This window comes from Glycomyces sp. NPDC049804 (genome assembly GCF_040674615.1).
GTDB lineage: Bacteria > Actinomycetota > Actinomycetes > Mycobacteriales > Micromonosporaceae > Glycomyces > Glycomyces niveus.
The window spans coordinates 74231-91627 of sequence record NZ_JBFAMQ010000002.1 but is presented as its reverse complement, the minus strand read 5'-3'; the positions used below and the strand labels follow the sequence as shown (position 1 = coordinate 91627).

Annotated in this window: 17 protein-coding genes; 9 read left to right on the top strand and 8 right to left on the bottom strand. The window is 71.3% G+C overall.

Annotation, left to right across the window (positions count from 1 at the left end; all coding sequences use genetic code 11):
• Positions 1-147: 147 nt before the first annotated feature.
• Positions 148-1263: a hypothetical protein gene (locus AB0K52_RS02870; protein WP_363525280.1), complete on the bottom strand. Its 1116-nt coding sequence runs from the start codon at positions 1261-1263 to the stop codon at positions 148-150.
• Between the two features lie 214 nt (positions 1264-1477).
• Between AB0K52_RS02870 and AB0K52_RS02865 the strand changes: the two genes are divergently transcribed.
• The 7 genes from AB0K52_RS02865 to AB0K52_RS02835 all read left to right on the top strand — a co-directional run bounded on the left by AB0K52_RS02865 (position 1478) and on the right by AB0K52_RS02835 (position 6997).
• Positions 1478-1819 (top strand): hypothetical protein, encoded by a 342-nt coding sequence (locus AB0K52_RS02865; protein WP_363525278.1) that lies wholly within the window; start codon positions 1478-1480, stop codon positions 1817-1819.
• Between the two features lie 132 nt (positions 1820-1951).
• A complete protein-coding gene (locus tag AB0K52_RS02860) occupies positions 1952-2734 on the top strand; it encodes a fumarylacetoacetate hydrolase family protein (protein WP_363525275.1) in 783 nt (260 codons plus the stop codon).
• Positions 2727-4193: a glutamate--tRNA ligase gene (gltX, locus tag AB0K52_RS02855; protein ID WP_363525272.1), complete on the top strand. Its 1467-nt coding sequence runs from the start codon at positions 2727-2729 to the stop codon at positions 4191-4193. The genes AB0K52_RS02860 and gltX overlap by 8 nt, the downstream gene beginning before the upstream one ends.
• Before the next feature lie 107 nt (positions 4194-4300).
• Positions 4301-4636: a PadR family transcriptional regulator gene (locus tag AB0K52_RS02850; protein ID WP_363525269.1), complete on the top strand. Its 336-nt coding sequence runs from the start codon at positions 4301-4303 to the stop codon at positions 4634-4636.
• The gene (locus AB0K52_RS02845; protein WP_363525266.1) at positions 4633-4917 is read left to right on the top strand and encodes a hypothetical protein; all 285 of its coding nucleotides are present in this window, start codon (positions 4633-4635) and stop codon (positions 4915-4917) included. Before AB0K52_RS02850 ends, AB0K52_RS02845 begins: the two co-directional genes overlap by 4 nt.
• Positions 4914-5975, top strand: a complete 1062-nt coding sequence (locus AB0K52_RS02840; protein ID WP_363525263.1) for a hypothetical protein — start codon at positions 4914-4916, stop codon at positions 5973-5975. Before AB0K52_RS02845 ends, AB0K52_RS02840 begins: the two co-directional genes overlap by 4 nt.
• A gap of 332 nt (positions 5976-6307) precedes the next feature.
• A complete protein-coding gene (locus tag AB0K52_RS02835) occupies positions 6308-6997 on the top strand; it encodes a lytic transglycosylase domain-containing protein (RefSeq protein ID WP_363525260.1) in 690 nt (229 codons plus the stop codon).
• 96 nt (positions 6998-7093) lie between these two features.
• Here AB0K52_RS02835 and AB0K52_RS02830 read toward each other — a convergent pair whose 3' ends face one another.
• The 6 genes from AB0K52_RS02830 to AB0K52_RS02805 form a co-directional block, all read right to left on the bottom strand.
• Complete coding sequence (locus AB0K52_RS02830; RefSeq protein WP_363525258.1) at positions 7094-8017, bottom strand: hypothetical protein; 924 nt, start codon at positions 8015-8017, stop codon at positions 7094-7096.
• Positions 8018-8097: 80 nt separating this feature from the next.
• On the bottom strand, positions 8098-8874 hold the full coding sequence (locus AB0K52_RS02825; RefSeq protein ID WP_363525255.1) for a carbonic anhydrase: 777 nt from the start codon (positions 8872-8874) through the stop codon (positions 8098-8100).
• 251 nt (positions 8875-9125) lie between these two features.
• Positions 9126-11558, bottom strand: coding sequence for an SMC family ATPase (locus AB0K52_RS02820; protein WP_363525252.1), 2433 nt, complete (start codon positions 11556-11558; stop codon positions 9126-9128).
• A 46-nt stretch (positions 11559-11604) separates the two neighbouring features.
• Complete coding sequence (locus AB0K52_RS02815) at positions 11605-12759, bottom strand: exonuclease SbcCD subunit D (RefSeq protein WP_363525250.1); 1155 nt, start codon at positions 12757-12759, stop codon at positions 11605-11607.
• A gap of 19 nt (positions 12760-12778) precedes the next feature.
• The gene (locus tag AB0K52_RS02810; protein ID WP_363525246.1) at positions 12779-14506 is read right to left on the bottom strand and encodes an ATP-binding protein; all 1728 of its coding nucleotides are present in this window, start codon (positions 14504-14506) and stop codon (positions 12779-12781) included.
• Entirely contained in the window at positions 14499-15245 is a 747-nt protein-coding gene (locus tag AB0K52_RS02805; RefSeq protein ID WP_363525243.1) for a pyrimidine reductase family protein, read from the bottom strand. Before AB0K52_RS02805 ends, AB0K52_RS02810 begins: the two co-directional genes overlap by 8 nt.
• A 68-nt stretch (positions 15246-15313) precedes the next feature.
• Between AB0K52_RS02805 and AB0K52_RS02800 the strand changes: the two genes are divergently transcribed.
• Both AB0K52_RS02800 and AB0K52_RS02795 read left to right on the top strand, forming a co-directional pair.
• Entirely contained in the window at positions 15314-15565 is a 252-nt protein-coding gene (locus tag AB0K52_RS02800) for a ribbon-helix-helix protein, CopG family (RefSeq protein ID WP_363525240.1), read from the top strand.
• Positions 15562-16002, top strand: a complete 441-nt coding sequence (locus AB0K52_RS02795; protein WP_243901069.1) for a PIN domain-containing protein — start codon at positions 15562-15564, stop codon at positions 16000-16002. Before AB0K52_RS02800 ends, AB0K52_RS02795 begins: the two co-directional genes overlap by 4 nt.
• A gap of 1 nt (position 16003) precedes the next feature.
• Here the strand turns inward: AB0K52_RS02795 and AB0K52_RS02790 are convergent, their stop codons facing one another.
• Positions 16004-17305, bottom strand: coding sequence for a D-arabinono-1,4-lactone oxidase (locus AB0K52_RS02790; protein ID WP_363526154.1), 1302 nt, complete (start codon positions 17303-17305; stop codon positions 16004-16006).
• Positions 17306-17397 lie beyond the last annotated feature (92 nt).

Below are 17397 nucleotides of genomic sequence, written 5' to 3'. Positions count from 1 at the left end.
ACCCGCGCGGCGTCCCACCAGCGGCGCCGCGCGGCACCGACACGGCCCGGTCCACGAGACCGGGCCCGCGCCCGGACCGCGCCGATCGTGCGGAGGGCAAGTGAAAAGGGCCCGACCTGCAGGTCGGGCCCTTTGCTCGTCGCAGCGCTAGTCGAAGACCGCGAGGCGCTTCTGGACCTGCGTGCCGCCCCCGAAGGTCGTGAACGAGCCGCCCACGGCCAGGTTCGTGCCCGACGGGTGCGCGGTCGCGTCCCAGGCGCCCACGACGCCGTTGGCGCCCGGGTTCCAGTCCAGGAGCTTCCCGTTCATGTCGACCGCGAGGAGCTTCCCGCGCTCGGCGCGCACCCCGTCCACGCACTGGCCCAGCGGCCCGGCGTGGTTGGTGACGCAGGCCTTGTCGAAGTGGCCGCCGCCGATGACGGTGGAGCCCCACACCTCGACGGTCTGCATGCCGCCGTCGACGGCCTGGTACCACAGGGTCTCGCCGGTGCGGGTGAGCGCCCGGATCTCGCCGCCGCGGCCGTCGAGGGCCGCGTACACGCGCTCCCCGGCGACCTCGACCTCGCGGGTCAGGACGTACACCTTGGACACGAACGCGGTGTCGACCGCGCCCGTGGACGGGTTCACCGCGCCGAGCTTCCCGTACTTCTTGTCGCCGCCGATCATCGAGAACGCCCCCGCGACGTACAGGCGATCGTGGCCGTACTGGAGGTCGCGCACCGCGCCCTCGGCGACCGTGGGCTTGAACTCGGTGATCGGCGCGCCGGTCGCGGCGGTAACCGCCGCCAGGATCGGCTGCGCGAAGCCGCCGACGGACTGGAACGTGCCGCCCAGGTACACCGTGGACCCGACCGGTTCGATCGAGTACACGGTCGCCGAGGGCTTCGGGTTCCAGGCGGTGTCGAGCTTGCCCGTGTCGAGCCAGAAGCGGGCCACCCGGGCCCGCGGGACCCCGTCGACCTCGGTGAACTTGCCGCCGATGTACAGGTGCTCGCCGCTGGTCTTGACCTCGTGGACCGATCCGTTGAGGACCGGCGCGAACGGCAGGAGCGCCCCGGTGGCCGAGTTCACGGCCGCCAGGTAGTGGCGCCTCGCGAAGGTGCCGTCAGTGTTGCGGGCGCGGGTGAAGACCCCGCCCGAGTAGACGACGTCGCCGTCGTAGTCCACCTTGTAGACCTGGTCGTTGAAGGAAGCGGACGACTGCGGCAGATGGGAGTCGATCGCTCCGGCGGGCGCCTGGGCTATGAACAGGGCCCCGAGCAATGCGAAGAGAGTGATCAAACGGCGCATACGGCAGTTTTGCACGCGCGACCCCTCTGAGCGCGCATTCCGTCGCGGCGCGCCATGGTGACGTTACTCCCCGTGCGGACCGGGACGGCGCTTTCCACAGGAGACAGCGGGCGGACCGCGCCCCCAGGCCCGGTGCGGCGGCAATGCCGTCACCGCCGAACTGGTGCGCTCGTACTAGAGTTGACGTGTGACTTCCTACAAGACCGATCGTGCCCGCGCGGCGGCCAGAGCCGCGGATTCGGCCGTGTACGGGCGCCGCCGCTTCATGACCGGGTTCATCCTCGGCCTCGTGATCCTCATCGTGTCGGCCTTCGTGTTCGGGTTCGTCCTCGTGGGCGACCTCGGCGAGACCATGAAGGTCCGCTTCGGCGCCACCGCCATCTCCCTGCTCCTCGCCGCGCCGCTGACCTGCGCGCTCGGCTTCCTCATCGGCCTGTTCGCCAAGGTCCGCCGCATGGGCATGGGCATCGTCGTCGGCGCCCTCGTCGGCACCCTCCTCCTCGGCGGCGTCTTCCTGCTCGTCCGGTAGGGCGTGATCCTCTCGCGCGCCGCGCGGCCGCGTGATCTCGCCGCGCTCCGCGCTACGTGCGTCGAGCCCGCCCTGCTCTGGAACTAAGCTGGGGCCGCAAGGTTTCGAACCAGTCTCAGAGAGGGGCCGACTGTGCGGATCGCGCGGATCGCTCAACCCACCGGCATGTCCTTCGCCGTCCTCGAAGGCGAGGGCCCCGGCGCCACCGCCGCCGAGATCGAGGGCCACCCGTTCGCGCAGATCAAGCTCACCGGCCAGCGCTGGGCGCTCGAGGACGTGCGGCTGCTCGCCCCCATCCTGCCGTCCAAAGTGGTGTGCGTGGGGCGCAACTACGCCGACCACGCGGCCGAGCTCGGCAACGAGGTCCCGAAAGAGCCCCTGCTCTTCCTCAAGCCCTCCACGTCGGTGATCGGCCCGAGCGAGGCCATCCGGCTCCCGGCCGTGTCCGACCAGGTCGAGCACGAGGCCGAGCTCGCGGTCGTGATCGGCCTGCACGGGGCCCGTGGCCTCGACCGGGAGGCCGCGAAGAGCGCGATCTTCGGGTACACCTGCGCCAACGACGTGACCGCCCGCGACATCCAGCGCCAGGACGTGCAGTTCACCCGCGCGAAGGGCTTCGACTCGTTCTGCCCGATCGGGCCGTGGATCGAGACCTCGCCGGAGGTCGACATGGCCGACGCCGAGGTCCGCTGCGAGGTCGACGGTGAAGTGCGCCAGCTCGGCTCGACCAAGGACATGGTCTTCGACGCCGCCGCGATCGTCGCCTACGCGTCGCAGGTGATGACCCTGCTGCCGGGGGACGTGGTGCTCACCGGCACCCCCGCCGGAGTGGGCCCGCTCCAGGCCGGCGAGACCGTCTCCGTTTCCGTCGCCGGCATCGGCACGCTGTCCAACAAGGTGGTTCCCAGTGAGTAATGTCCGCACGCGCTTCTGCCCCAGCCCGACCGGGACCCCGCACGTGGGCCTGGTGCGCACCTGCCTGTTCTCGTGGGGGTACGCCAGGGCCAAGGGCGGCGAGTTCGTCTTCCGCATCGAGGACACCGACGCGGCGCGCGACACCGAGGAGTCCTACAACCAGCTGCTCGAGGCCCTGTCATGGCTGGGCATGACCTGGGACGAGGGGCCCGACATCGGCGGCCCGTACGCGCCCTATCGCCAGTCGCAGCGGCTCGACGTCTACGCCGACGTCATCAAGCGGCTCCTCGACGGCGGTTACGCCTACGAGGCGTTCTCGACCAACGAGGAGGTCGAGGCCCGTCACCGCGCCGCCGGGCGCGACCCGAAGCTCGGCTACGACAACTTCGACCGCGACCTCACCGAGGAGCAGAAGGCCGCCTTCCGCTCCGAGGGCCGCCACCCGGTGTACCGGATGCGGATGCCCGACGAGGACATCACCTTCCGCGACGCCGTGCGCGGCGAGGTGACCACCCCGGCCGGGACCGTGCCCGACTACGTGATCGCGCGCGGCGACGGCTCGCCGCTGTACACGCTCACCAACCCGGTGGACGACGCGATCATGAAGGTCAACATGGTCACCCGCGGCGAGGACCTGATGCCCTCGACGCCGCGCCAGATCGTCATGTGGCGCGCGCTGGTCGAGCTGGGCATCGCCGACGCCGAGCCCGAGTACGCGCACCTGCCGCTCATCGTGGACGAGCGCGGCAAGAAGATGTCGAAGCGCGACCCGCGCTCGAACCTCCTGCAGTACAAGGAGGCCGGGTACCTCCCCGAGGGCGTGCTCAACTATGTGGCGACCCTCGGCTGGTCGATCTCGGGCGACCGCGACGTGTTCACCGTCGCGGAGTTCCTGGAGGCCTTCGACCTGCACGACGTGAAGTCGAACCCGGCGAGGTTCGACGAGAAGAAGTTCGACGCGATCTGCTCGGACCACTTCCGGGCGGTCGACACCGGCGAGCTCATCGGGATGCTGGTGCCGCGCCTCCAGGACGCGGGGCTGCTCGGCGCGGAGGTCACCGCGGCGCAGTCGCACGTGCTCGACGTGGCCGTGCCGCTGGTGCAGGAGCGGTGCACGACCCTCTCGCAGGCCGTGGAGATGCTGCGGTTCCTGTTCTGCGGCACCGAGGTCGAGCTGGACGAGGACAGCGCGAAGAAGACCTTCAAGGACGATGCGGCGCAGGTGCTCGACGCCTCCATCGCGGCCGTCGAGGGCATCGAGTGGACGACCGCGGCGATCGAGGAGGCCCTCAAGGCCGCCCTCGTCGACGGCCTGGGCCTCAAGCCCCGCAAGGCCTTCGGCCCGGTGCGGGTGGCGATCAGCGGCAAGGCCGTGTCGCCGCCGCTGTACGAGTCCATGGAACTCCTCGGCAAGGACGTGAGCCTCGCGCGCCTGCGCGCGGCCCGCGCGACCTTCTAAGCAGCGCAAGCGCAGCGGCCCCGCCGCCTCCTATGTCCACGGAGGCGGCGGGGCCGCTCGCATTTGCACGGCCCTACTACTGTGCATTGCATGGTACTGTGGATTGCGTGGACAGATCGCAACTGCTCAAGGGCCTGCTCGACATCATCGTCCTGCGCGTCCTCGAGCGCCAGGACGGCTACGGGTACGAGATCCTCAACCGGCTGCGCGCCGGGGGCTTCGACGACCTCGGCGACGCCTCCGTCTACGGCACGCTCCGGCGGCTCTACCGCGCCGGCTACCTGTCCACCTACGTGCAGCCGAGCGAATCGGGGCCGCACCGCAAGTACTACGCGCTCACCGAACCCGGCCGGAAGTACCTCCGCCAGGCCCGCGAGGCCTGGGAGGACGTGAGCGACAAGATGCGAGTGCTGTTCGACGTGCCCACGAAAGGCCGACAATGACCGACACCCCCGCAGGGACCGCCTCCTACCGGGACGCGGTCGAGCGCCACCTCGCCGCGCTCCTCGACGAGATCCGCCGCGACATCGCCGCCGGCCTGCGCGCCCACCTCGCCGACACGGCCGCCGACCTGCGCCCCGGCGAGACCCTGGAGCACCGCCTCGGCAGCCCCGAGCAGTGCGCCGCGCAAGCCCTCGGCTACCACCCGTCCCTGGCGCCGTACCAGGACGACTACGACGACTTCGCCATGACCACCGCGGTTCCAAGAAGGGCAGCCCTATGACCACCGCACCCGACCGGTCCACCGAGATCGCGTCCTACCTGGCCGCGGTCGAACGCCACCTGAACGACCTGCCCACGCACATCAGGCAGGACCTCATGTCCGAACTCGACGCCCACCTGACCGAGGTCGCCGCCGACCTCCCGCCCGGGAACGCGCTCCGCGACCTCCTCGGCAGCCCCGAGGCCTACGCCCGCGAACTGCGCGACACCGCCGAGGTCGACAAGGAGCCCGTCGGCACCCGGATGCGCCGCCGCCTCGCCGACACCGCCGCCCCGGCCCTCGCCCGCCTCAAGGGCGCCGCCGACCGGTACGCCGTGAGCTCCGGCTTCACCGACGCCGCCGAACTGCGCGACCGGCTCCGCCCCGGCTGGTGGGTCCTGCGCGGCGCGCTCGTCGCGGCACTGTTCGTCTACTGGCTCTCCGCCGCCCAGTACGGCGTCACCGGGTACTCGATCTTCGGCTCGATCCCCGGCCTCCTGCTCATCGCCGGCGCGCTCCTGTTCTGCGTCTGGGCGTCGATGCGCTTCGGCGCCAAGTCCGCCGACTGGGGCGCCCGGCGCCGCCGCTGGGTCGCGGCGGGCGGGCTCGCGCTCGTCGCGTTCACCGGCTACCAGTTCATGTGGCTGGGCTTCTCGATCCCGGTCCAGTACGTCGAGACCACGACCTACTACGACGACACGCCGAGCGTCCAGGACGTGCGCGTCTACGACGAGCAGGGCAACCTGCTCACCGACGTGTACCTCTTCGACCAGGACGGGAACCCGCTCTGGCTCGGCGACCCGTACGCCTGCCCGACCGCCGCCCGCGACCCGTTCGCGACCGAGCCGCCGTACGACGAGTACGAGGAGGCCGTCGAGAGCACGGACGAGGACCTGGGCTACCAGTACCCGCTGTGCGACCCCGCGGGCGAGCCGACCATGCCAGCTGCGACGGCCGAGGCCGACCCCGCCGATGGGGCGACCGCCACTGCCCCGGGCGGCGAGCGCCCGACCGAGGAGCCCACGACCGAAGCGGCCGAGCCGGCGACCCCGACCCCGGGCGAGTCGCCCACGAAGTAGCGCGACACGAGTCCGGCCCGCCGCGAGGCGGGGCCGGACTCGTGTCGTTCCGGGCAAGCCGGTCAAACTCCCGGTCCACTATGACATTGATCTCTATGGACCTCCGTGGAAGAAGGTCTGCCGGGGTGTTCGGGTGTCAATGGGCCGTTCGGCGGAGGCCGGGCGGTCAGGTCCCAGGAGCCCTGGGGCAGAACGCGCGATAGCGGCGCTATCGGGCGAGACGGGCACCCGATAGTTTCGCTCGCATGTGGAGATGTGCCGTATTGGCGTGATTACCGAGCGGTACGGCCCGCCGCGCCGGGGCCCCTAGGGTTGCCCCGATGTTTACCCGCATGAAGCCTTCCCGCGCGAAGCACCGCGCCGAGGACCCCCAGCGGCACCCCGCCCGCAAGCGCGTCCTCGCCTCCGCAGCCGCCGTGCTCGTCGCCGTCGGCACCGCCAGCAGCGCGAGCGCCGCGATCATCGGCACCGACGACCCGACCGCCGAGGAGCTGCTCGCCGCCGAGATCGTCGCCGACGCCGGCAGCGCCGACCGCCAGTGGGACGAAGTGGCCCCGATGCAGAGCATCCTGCCCGTCCAGGAGGCCGCCCCCGCCGAGCCGGTCGAGAAGAGCGAGGCCGCCGAGGTCCCCGAGCCCGAACCGGAGCCCGCGGCCGAGGAGAGCACCGCGTCCTCGTCCTCCGGTCCCAGCGTCGACATCGCCGCCGACTGCTCCGAGTACTCCGGCAACCAGGCCATCGGGTGCACCATGACCCTCGAGGCCGGCTGGGGCATGGACGAGGTCGGCTGCCTCATCAGCCTGTGGGACAAGGAGTCCGGCTGGGACGAGAGCGCCTACAACTCCAGCTCCGGCGCCTACGGCATCCCGCAGTCCCTCCCCGGCGACAAGATGGCCGCCAACGGCGACGACTGGGAGACCAACCCGGCCACCCAGATCGCCTGGGGCCTCGACTACATCGAGGGCCGCTACGGCAGCCCCTGCGGCGCGTGGTCGCACAGCGAGTCCAACGGCTGGTACTAGACCCCGCCCTAAGCTCAACGAAAGGCGGACCCGGAGTTCGCTGACCCGAGAGAGGCCCCGGCGCAGATGCGCCGGGCCTCTCGCACGTCCAACGGCTCAGTTCGTCTCCATGGACGCCGCCCGCACGGAACGCAGCAGCAGCCGCGGGTCGCCGAGCATCCGCTTCAGGCGCCGCTCCAGCCCCGCGATCGGCGTCAGGTTCTGCGGCGCCCGCGCGTCCTTGTGCGCCGCCGACCCCAGGGGCGGCAGCGCCGCCGCCGTGGCGTCCGCGAGCGCGATCGCCGCCTCTTCGCTCAGGTCGTCCGCCGCCTCGAGCCGCGCGACGCCCGCCCACCCGCGCGAGGACGTGCCCGGCAGCCGCAGGTACCACGTGTACCGGGGCCAGCCCGACATGAGGTGGAAGACCGGGGTGCGCTGGCCCGGCCGCAGCCGCTCCACGACCGCGTTCAGCTCCCCTTGGAGGTAGGAGCGGTGGTGGCTCTTGATGTACCCCACCGAATGCGGCAGGCGGGTGCGCCCGCGCAGGGGGCCGTCGAGGACGGACAGCTCGGCGTCCATCGTCACCAGCGAGGAGACCTTGGCCTCCAGTTCGGCCATCGCGGCCTGCGCGGTGGCGATGAGCTCGCCGGCGTCGGCCGACTCGGCCTTTCGGAACGGGTAGCGGCCGAAGTCCGCGCCGGGGTCGACGGCCGCGAACAGGCCGCGCTCGACCGCGACCTCCACGACCGAGGCCTCGGGGGAGGCGTGCCCGTCGAGGTCGCACGCGACCGCTCCGGCCGCCCAGGAGACGCACACGCCCGGCCAGCGCTCGCCGTCCTCGATCAGTTCGACGCGCGCGTCGATGCGGCGCACGCCGTCGACGACGACGATGCGGCGCGGCCCGGAGGCCGGGGCGTCGACCGGCCGCCAGTCGGCGGGCTCGAGTTCGACGCCGGCGTTCACGATCGCCTGGTTCGCGCGCGAGGGCGATTCGGGGTTGTCCGCGAAGGACGGGTCCCAGGCGTCGACGGTGATCTGCAAGGCGCACCTGCTTTCGGGAACGATTGCGGCCCAGCGTACTGCTCGCCGTCGACGCCTGCGCGGACTGCTAGGAGCCTGTCCTATGAAACCTCGGTGACGAGGCCCGTCTCGAGCGAGTAGACGCCGCCGACCACGGTGAGTTCGCCGTCGGCGACGAGCTCGGCGAGGTTCGGGTGCTCCTTGAGCGCCTGCATCGTCAGCAGGACGTTCGCCTTGATCATGGCGTCGACCGGGTCGCCGGACTCGCCTTTGGCGGCCTCGTAGGCCGGGCGGAGAGCCTCGACGGTCTCGGGGAGCGCGTATTCGTGCTCCTCCAGCTCGGTGCCCTCTTCGGCGGCGAGCAGGGCCTCGTGGGCGGCGGTGACGGCGCCGCACTTCTGGTGGCCGAGGACGACCAGGAGGGAGGCTTCGAGGGCGGCCGGGCCGTAGGAGACGGACTCGGAGACGAGCGGGTCGAAGACGTTCCCGGCGGTGCGGGTGACCATGAGGTCGCCGACGCCGGTGTCGAAGACGAGTTCGGGGCTCACGCGGGAGTCGACGCAGCTGAAGACGGCGGCGACGGGTTCCTGACCTTCGGCGAGGGAGGCGCGCCATTCGGCGTCGGTGTGGGGGTGGACGGGCTCGCCGTCGGCCCAGCGCTGGTTGCCGTCGAGGAGGGCGTTCCAGATGTCCTCGGCGGACTCGAGCCCGTGGAGGTCGGGGACGTCGGGGGTCTGGGCGGCGGCGTCGGCGCCGCCGATGCCGCCGTCATCGCCGCCGCAGGCGGAGAGGGCCGGGACGAGGAGCGCGCCGAGCCCGAGGGTGCCGACGCCGGTGATGAGGGTGCGGCGATCGCCGCGGAGGTGCAATGTGCTCATATCTGCATAAGTACTTGAACCTTCAAGTTCATTTGCAGGTGAATCATGCTCATGTGGCCTGCGACATATCCGGACATTGCGCACAGAACAGACAACGAGCACGCGAACGGAACGCGAACGGTCTGCGTGCCGTTGCGGCGTTTCGGAGCCAACGAAGTGAACCTACTCCCGCCGCGGGGCGACGGCCAGAATCAAGGCGCGCGGAAGCGCCACATGGCCGTCAAAAATTCGTCAAGAGGCGCTGACCTGCGCTAAGACCAGGTCTTTTCCACATGGGACCCTTTGGCGTCCTTGGTGACGCGGAACCGCACAGGCACCCGTTCTGCGAGTTCGGTCACATGCGTCACGAGTCCGACGGTGCGCCCGGCCGAGAGGGTGAGCGCTTCGAGGGTGCTCGCGACCGCATCGAGCGTTTCGGGGTCGAGTGTCCCGAAACCCTCGTCGAGGATGATCGACTCCAGGCTCGCGCCGTGCCGCGACAGGCTCGCCAGCTGGTCGCTCAGCGCGAGCGCCAGCGACAGCGAGGCCGCGAACGTCTCGCCGCCCGAGAGGCTGCGGGCCGGGCGCGGCATGTCCGCGTCGTGGTGGTCCACGACCCAGAAGTCCTGCTCGCGGTAGACCAGGTCGTACTGGCCGCCGGTGATGCGGTTGAGCATGACGGTGGCGCCCTCGACGAGTTCGTCGAGCGCTTCGCTCAGGAGCCACTCCATGAACTTGCGGGCGTCGAGGTGGCGCGCGAGCTCCTTGGCCACCAGGGCCTCTCCGGCGAAGCGCCGCATCTCGGCGTCGAGCTCGATGCGCCGCTTCCGCGCCTCCGCGAGGCTCACCGCGTCGGCCCGCGCCGCCTCCACGGCGGTCGCGTGCCGGGCCACGTAGTCGCCGCCGGTGCCGTTGCGCGGCACGTCGACGTTGAACTCGCCCAAGGCGAACCGCAGCTCGGTGCGCAGCGTCTCGGCGCGGCCGTCGAGGCCGGCGAGCTCGGTGCGGGCGGCCTCGCGCTCGGCCGCGGCCCGCTCGAGGGACGCCGCGGCCCACGCGACGAGCTGGTCCCAGCTCCCGGCCAGGTCGTCCCCGGCCGCGGGCGGGCCGAGCACGGCCACCTGGTCGCGGGCGTGCTGGAACTCCTTCCAGGCCCGCTGCTGCCGCTCGTCGGCGGCCGCCTTGCGCTTCTCGGCCTCGCGCAGCGCCCGCCGCGCGGCCTTGAGCGCGGCCCCGGTGCCCGCGAGCTGCTGCCGGGCCTCCTCGGAGTCGGCCCGCCGCTGCTGCAGCGCCGCCGGCTCGGGCACGTTCTCGAGCTTCTTCTTCAGCCGCCGCTCGGCCAGCTGCAGCTCGGTCAGCCGCTCCTCGTAGTTCTCCAGCTTCGTCTGCAGCGCCACCACGGCGGCCTGCGCGTCCCGGAACTCGACGGTGGCCGTCCGGGAGGCCTCCTCGGCCTGCTGCATGGACTCCGAGAGGTCGTGCTCGGGCACCTCGTCGACGGGACGGTCGCAGACGGGGCACTCGTCGCCCACTTCCAGCCCGGCCCTGAGGGTCCCGGCGAGTTCGGCCATCCGCACCTTGTGGAGCACGGCGTGCTGGATCTCGACCTCCTCGGAGGCGGCCTCCTCCAGCTCCTTCGCCTCGGCGAACTGGTCGCGCAGCTCCTCGGTCAGCTCCAGGCCGGTCTTGAGCTTCGACTCGGTCTCGGCGAGCTCGGCCCACGCCTTGAGCTGCCGCTCGAGCAGGCCCAGGTCGAGCCCGTCCAGCTCGGACCGCAGCCGCTCGTCCTCGGTCTCGGTGGCCTCGACCTCGGCCGCCTTCTCCGTCACCGCGGCCGCCGCGGCGGCGACCTGCGCGGCGATGTCGGCGACGCCGGACGGCTGCTTGATGTACGTGAGGGAGGCGAGGTTGGCCTCCGCGTCGGCGAGCCTGCGGCGGGCGGTCTCGACCGCCGCGGCGAGCCCGTCGAGCGCGTTCGACTTGTCCCGCACCGGCTCTGACAGCTTCTCCAGTAGCTCCACGCGCTCGGCGGCGAGCCGGATCCGCTCCTCCGCGACCGGCGCGATCCCGGCCAGCTGCGTCTCGTACGCCTGCCGCTTCGCGTCGGCGTCGACGAACCGGGTGCGGGCGCGCTGCTGGATACCGCGGTACACGCTGTGGCCCAGCAGGTTCTCCAGGATGTTCCGCCGGTCGGCCGAGGAGGCGCGCAGGAACTCCGCGAACTCGCCCTGGGGGAGCAGCACGCACTTGGTGAACTGCTCGAACGGCAGGCCGATGATCCGCTCGGCGGCGTTGTTGACCTCGTTCGGGCTGCCGCCCAACGCCTTGCCGAGCCCCTCGACGAGCTCGGTGTCCACGGCCGGGTCCACGCCCTCGGGCAGCTGCTCGATCGCGGCCGTCGTGGTCTTGACCTTGCCGTTGCGGTCGCGCCGCAGGATGCGCGTGGCGACGTAGTGCTGGCCCGCCGCGCCGAACACCAGCCGCACCCGGCCCTCCACTGAGGACGGCGCGAGGGAGTTCTGGGTGGCCGACTTCGGCCAGCGCGGCGTGCGGCCGTACAGCGCGAAGCAGATCGCGTCGAGCACGGTCGACTTGCCCGCGCCGGTAGGGCCGGTGAGCGCGAAGAACTCCGCGTCGGTGAAGTCGAAGGTCTCGGATCCGGTGTAGGAGCCGAATCCCTGGAGGTCCAGTCGGATAGGACGCACAGTGGTTACTCCGGTCCGGGTGGTGGGGGGCTGGCGGGCGGGCGCATCAGGCCTCCTCGGTGACGGTCTGGGTGTCTTCGTAGAGCTGGGCGAAGAGCTTGGTGACGGCCGGATCGTCGTGCTGGTGCTCGGTGAGGTACGCGGCGAACAGGTCCCCGGGGCTGCGGCCGGAGCGCCGCTCGCGCGGTTTGACGTCCGAGGCGCGCATGACCGGGTCGATGTGGATCTGGACGGCGCGCGGGAAGAGGTCGGCGACCTCGCCGCGCAGTCCCGCCCGGGCGGGCTCGGTGACGAACACCCGCAGCCAGGCCCGCTCGTCCACCTTGGCCTTCGCGAGCTGCTCGAGGTTGCCGCGCACGGTCTGGAGCGGCACGGCCGCGGTGAGCGGGACCGTGCGGGCGCGGGCGGGCACGCCGGGTGCCACGTCCACGACGGCGACGCTCGGCGTGTGGTCCTCCTCGCCGAAGTCGACCGCGAGCGGCCCGCCGGAGTAGCGGATCGGGCAGGGGCCGACGATCGACTGCGCCTTGTGCAGGTGCCCCAGGGCCACATAGGAAGTGGTGGGCGGGAAGATCGCGGCGGGCACGGCGTAGTCGGCGACGGTGTGGACCTCGCGCTCGCCGCCGCCCACCTTGCCGCCCACCACGGTGAGGTGCCCGGTGAAGAGGTTCACGGTGTCGGCGGTGAAGTCCTGCGTCAGCGCGGCGACGAGGCGGCGCAGGTGGTCGGCGTAGTTCGCCTCGGCCCCGGCCGCGCCGAGCTCGAACAGCTCGGCGGCGCGCACGGCGTGCCGCTGCGCGATGAACGGCAGGGCCGCGCAGCGCCAGCGCTCGCCGCCCGCGGTCTCCCCGGTGACGAGGTGGTCGGCGGCCTTGCCGAGCGAGCCGCGCAGGTGGATGCCCGCGGCGTGGGCCCAGTGCCGCAGCGCCTCGAGGGCTTTGCCGTTGTCGTGGTTCCCGGCGATGACCACGACCTCGGCGCCGGTGCCGCGGAGCGCGGACAGCGCCGAGAACAGCAGCCGCTGCGACTCGGCCGAGGGCGAGGCGGTGTCGAACAGGTCCCCGGCGACGATGACGAGGTCGACCGCCTCGTCGCGGGCGATGTCGACCATCTGCTTGAAGACGGCTCGCTGCTCGTCGAGGCGCGAGCGGCCCTTCATGGTGACGCCGACGTGCCAGTCGGACGTGTGGAGAATCCGCACGGCGTGCTCCTCTGATCGCCTAGAACGGGATGTCGTCTTCGTCGTCCCCGGCGAGGTCGAACGGGTCGACCTTGGCGGTGGGGGACATCGCCCTGCCCGAGCGGGCCGTGGCGGCCGGGGCGGACCCGGCTTCGGCGGGGCGGGTGGCCCACGCGGGGAACGGGAAGTTGACCACGAGCGGCACCGGGAGTTCGGGCTGGGCCACGAACATGGTGCCGGGCTTGGCCATGAGCACCCGCATGCGCTGGGCCTGCGTGAGGAACCCGTACTCGGGGCGGGTGGCCTCGGCGGCGTCGAGGCGCCCCACGACCCGGATCGCGGAGTTCGAGGCGATCCGCCGCTCCACTTCGGACGCGGTCTGCTGGGCGCCGATGAGGATGACCCCGAGGGATCGTCCGCGTTCGGCGATGTCGAGCAGGATGTCCTTGATCGGGCTGGTGCCCTCGCGCGGCGCGTACTTGTTGAGCTCGTCGAGGACGACGAACTGGAGCGGGCGCGCGGTGCCGGCCTTCTCCTTGCGCTCGAACTCGGTGCGGAGCACGACGCCGACGACGAAGCGCTGCGCCCGGTCGGGCAGGTTGTGCAGGTCGACGACGGTGACCTGCGCATCCGAGGTGAGCACCGCGCCCTTGGGCGGCAGGTCGCCGCGGATGAGCCGCCCGATGTCGCGCCCGGAGGCGATGAGGCGGCGGATGAACGCGTTCACCGTGCCCAGGCCGATCGCGGAGCCGGCCCATTCGGTGCGGGTCTCGTCGTCGGAGAGGCGCTCGCAGACGAGGTCAACGAGGTCGCGGTAGCTGGTGAGCAGCTGCCCGTCGACGCTGATGGCGCCGTTGTCCTTGGGGCGGGCCTCTTTGCGGAGCCGGGCGGCGACCTGGTGGACGACCATCGTGTACTGCTGGCGGTCGTCGTCGCCGTCGGCGAACACGAACGGCAGCAGGCCCAGCTGGCAGAACTCGGCGAGCGTCCAGTAGAACGCGTCGACGCCGGTGGACCGGCAGGCCACGTCGGGGACGCCGTTGGAGTCGCCCTCGCGCGGCGGCGCGAGCACTTCCACGGACTTGAACGCGCCGGGCTCCATGCCGAGGCGGCGGTAGGAGTCGCGCACGGTCTCGTCGATCTTCGTGTTGTCGTGGTCGAGGAGCAGCAGGTCCTCGCCCTTGACGTTGAAGATGAGCGCCTTGGTGTTCGCGGCCTCGGCGCCGAGCGCGCCGGAGTGCAGGAGCGAGTAGAGCATCCAGGTCGCGAACGAGGTCTTCGTGGCGACGCCGGAGATGCCGGAGATGGAGACGTGCGCGCCCCGGGTGCCGTCGAGGAAGTCCGGGTTGAGGAACACCGGCTGGCCGTCGCGCGAGAACCCCAGGGGCACTTGGCGGGCCATGCCGTCGAAGTACAGCGCCCGGTCGCGGTCCTCGCCGGCGGCGCGCTGCACCTCGGCGCCGGGGCGCGGCGGGACGAACACCTCGGGCTCGACGCGGGTCACGGTGACCTCGGCGGCCTCCTGCACCTGCGCGGGGAGCAGGCCCCCGGCGATGTCGAACACGTCCGAGTCGAACTGCGCCCCTTCGTGGCGCGAGCGCACCGAGGTGACCACGCCGGAGATGCGGACCGTGCCGACCCCGGGCACCTGGCGCTCGGTCGTGAGCACGTCGTCGAGTTGCGCGTACGCCTCGGGCCCGACCCCGACCCAGAACGACAGGGGCGTCGCGTCCTCCGTGCCGAGCACGCGGCCCACCGATTCACTCATCGGTCGATCCTCGCAGATACCGCAGGATGAGGTTGCCCCCGGCTTCGAGGACGTGTCGCAGCTCCAGGGGCCGCGCGTCCTTCGCGGCCGGCCCTTCGGCGACCCGCACGGGACCGGCCCCGACCAGGAGCGGGGAGACGGTCAGGTCGAGCTCGTCGACGAGGTCGTCGGCGATGAGTTCGCCGAAGACGCGCGGCCCGCCCTCGCACAGGATCTGCCGCAGTCCGCGCTCGCGCAGCGCCGCGAGCGCCACGGGGAGGTCGACCGCGCCGGTCCCGGCGGCGATCACGTCGGCGACCTCACGGAACGGTCCTACCGTCGCCTCGGGGAGATCGGCGGGGACGACGACGATCGGGCGCCTCGGCGCGAGCGTGAAGATCCCCATCGCGGGGTCGAGCCCCGCGAGGCTGCGCGAGACGACCGCCATCACGGGCACTTCCGGCAGGCCCTGCGCCCGGCGCCAGGCCATCCGCTCGGGGGAGAGGACCAGCGGCCCGTACCCTTCGGCCTTCACGGTCCCCGATCCGGTCAGGAGCACGTCGCAGCGCGCCCGCAGGACTTTGAACACGCGCTTGTCCTCTTCACCCGAAAGGGGACCGGACAGCCCCTCCAGGGTCGCCGCGCCGTCGGCGCTGGAGACGAAGTTGACCCTGAGCCAGTCGGGGGCGGGCGGCGCGTACGCCGCGTACACCTCGTCGTCGGTCAGTTCATCGAGTTTTCGGAAGACCACCTCAGCCACGGCCACAACGTAGCCCACGGCCCCGACAACGCCGCGGCTGGAAGCTCATGGGTGGTACCATCGGTGGCATGAGTCGCAAGAAGAGCACCGTCTACATCGAGGAAGCCGCCGACATGCGTCTCGAAGCCGCCGCTCGGAAACTCGGCGCCTCGAAGGCCGAGCTCATCCGGCGCTTCATTGACGAAGGACTGCTCCGCACCGGTGAAAGCGAGCCCCCGCTGCCCCCGCTGCCGAAGTTTCGCAGCGAGCGACCGCTCACCGTCGAAGAGATGGACGAAGCGATCTACCAGAGCATGAAACGGCGCGCACAGAAGCGATGATCATCGTCGCCGACACCTCCGCTGTGCTCGCCGCCTTCGATGAGAGCCAGCCGTTCCACGAAGCGGCCGAACGGATCATGGAGACCGAGTCGCTGCTCGTCTCACCGCTCGTCATGACCGAGCTCGATCATCTGGCCCGCCGCGAAGGCGGCTTCGACTTCGCCGTTCAAGTCGCCGAGTCGCTGCTGGTCCGGTTCGATCGCGGTCGTTACCAGCTCGCCACGATCCGCTACGAGGACTTCGCGACTGCCAACCGGCTCCGCCTTGACTATCGGGGCTTGAAACTCGACTTGGCCGATACTGTCGGTGTCGCGCTTGCCGACCGATACGAGACCAACCGCATCTTCACCCTGGACCAGCGCGACTTCCGGGCCATCAAACCGATCACCGCCGGGTTCGACGCCTTCGAGATCCTCCCGTTCGACTGGAGCGACTAGCTCAGTCGCCGAGGACGCGTTCCAAGTACGGGTTCGAGAACCGCCGGTCCGGGTCCACTTCCTTTCTCACCGCGAGAAAGTCGTCGAAGTGCTCGTACAGCTCGCCCAGGCGCTCGGCGTCGAGCGAGTGCATCTTGCCCCAGTGGGGCCGCCCCTCGGCGGCGTCGAAGATCGCGGCGCAGTCCTTGAAGTAGGCCTCGTGGTCGTGCCTGTGGTACTGGTGCACCGCCACGTAGGCGGTGCGGCGGCCCTGCGCGGTCGAGAGCCAGATGTCGTCGGCGGCGGCGAACCGGACCTCGACGGGGAACGACACGAGGTGGCGTTCCCGGTCGACCATCGCGTGCAGCTCCCGCAGGACCCCGGGCAGCGCTTCGCGCGGCAGCGCGTACTCCATCTCCCGGAACACGACCGAGCGTGGCGAGGCGAAGACCCGGTGCGACACGTCCGTGTACTCGCGGGCGCTCCACACGCGCCCCGCGAGGCGGTTGAGGCCCGGGACCATTCCGGGGAACCGCACCCCGACCCGGTTGCTGGCCTCGAAGAGCGTGTTCTCGGTGAACGCCTCGCTCCACCAGTACTGGAGACGGCCGGGGGCCCGGCTCGGCTCGGACATCGCGTACCGGTTGTTCCGTTTGGTCAACGTGCGGTCGGTGTGCGGGAACCAGTAGAACTCGAAATGGTCGTTCTCGGACACGAGCTCGTCGAGGTTGTCGAGCACGGCGTCCAGCCGCTCGGGCCGCTCGTCCGCCTTGAGGCGGAACGCCGGCACGCACTGCAGCGTCACCTCCGCGATCACCCCGACCGCCCCGAGGCCGAGCCGCGCCGCGGCGAACAGCTCCGGCCGCTCGAACTCCGTGCATTGGACGATCGAGCCGTCGGCGAGGACCAGCTTGAGCCCCTTGACCTGCCACGCGAACCCGCGGTACCGGTCCCCGGTGCCGTGCGTCCCGGTCGAGATCGCCCCCGAGATCGTCTGCCGGTCGATGTCGCCCATGTTCTCCAGCGCGAGCCCGTGCGCGTCCAGGACCTCGTTCAGCCGCCACAGCGGCATCCCGGCCTCCACGGTCACCAGTCCGGTCCGCTGCTCGACGGCCACGACCTGGTCGAGACCGCTCATGTCGACCTGCACGCCGTCGGCGACCGCGATCCCGCTGAACGAGTGCCCGGCCCCCACGGCCTTGACGCGCAGCCCGTCCGACGCGGCCGCGGTCACCGCGGCGGCCAGCTCCTCCGTGCGCGCGGGCCTGACGGTGCGGGCGGGGTCGGCGTTCTCGGTGCCCGACCAGTTCTGCCAGATCGAGATTCCCACGGCAGCTCCCATAGCTACGACGGTTGAATGTGAGGCGAACTTCACGGTAGCTTTCATCTAACCCCAATTGAGCTGCCGAAGGGAAG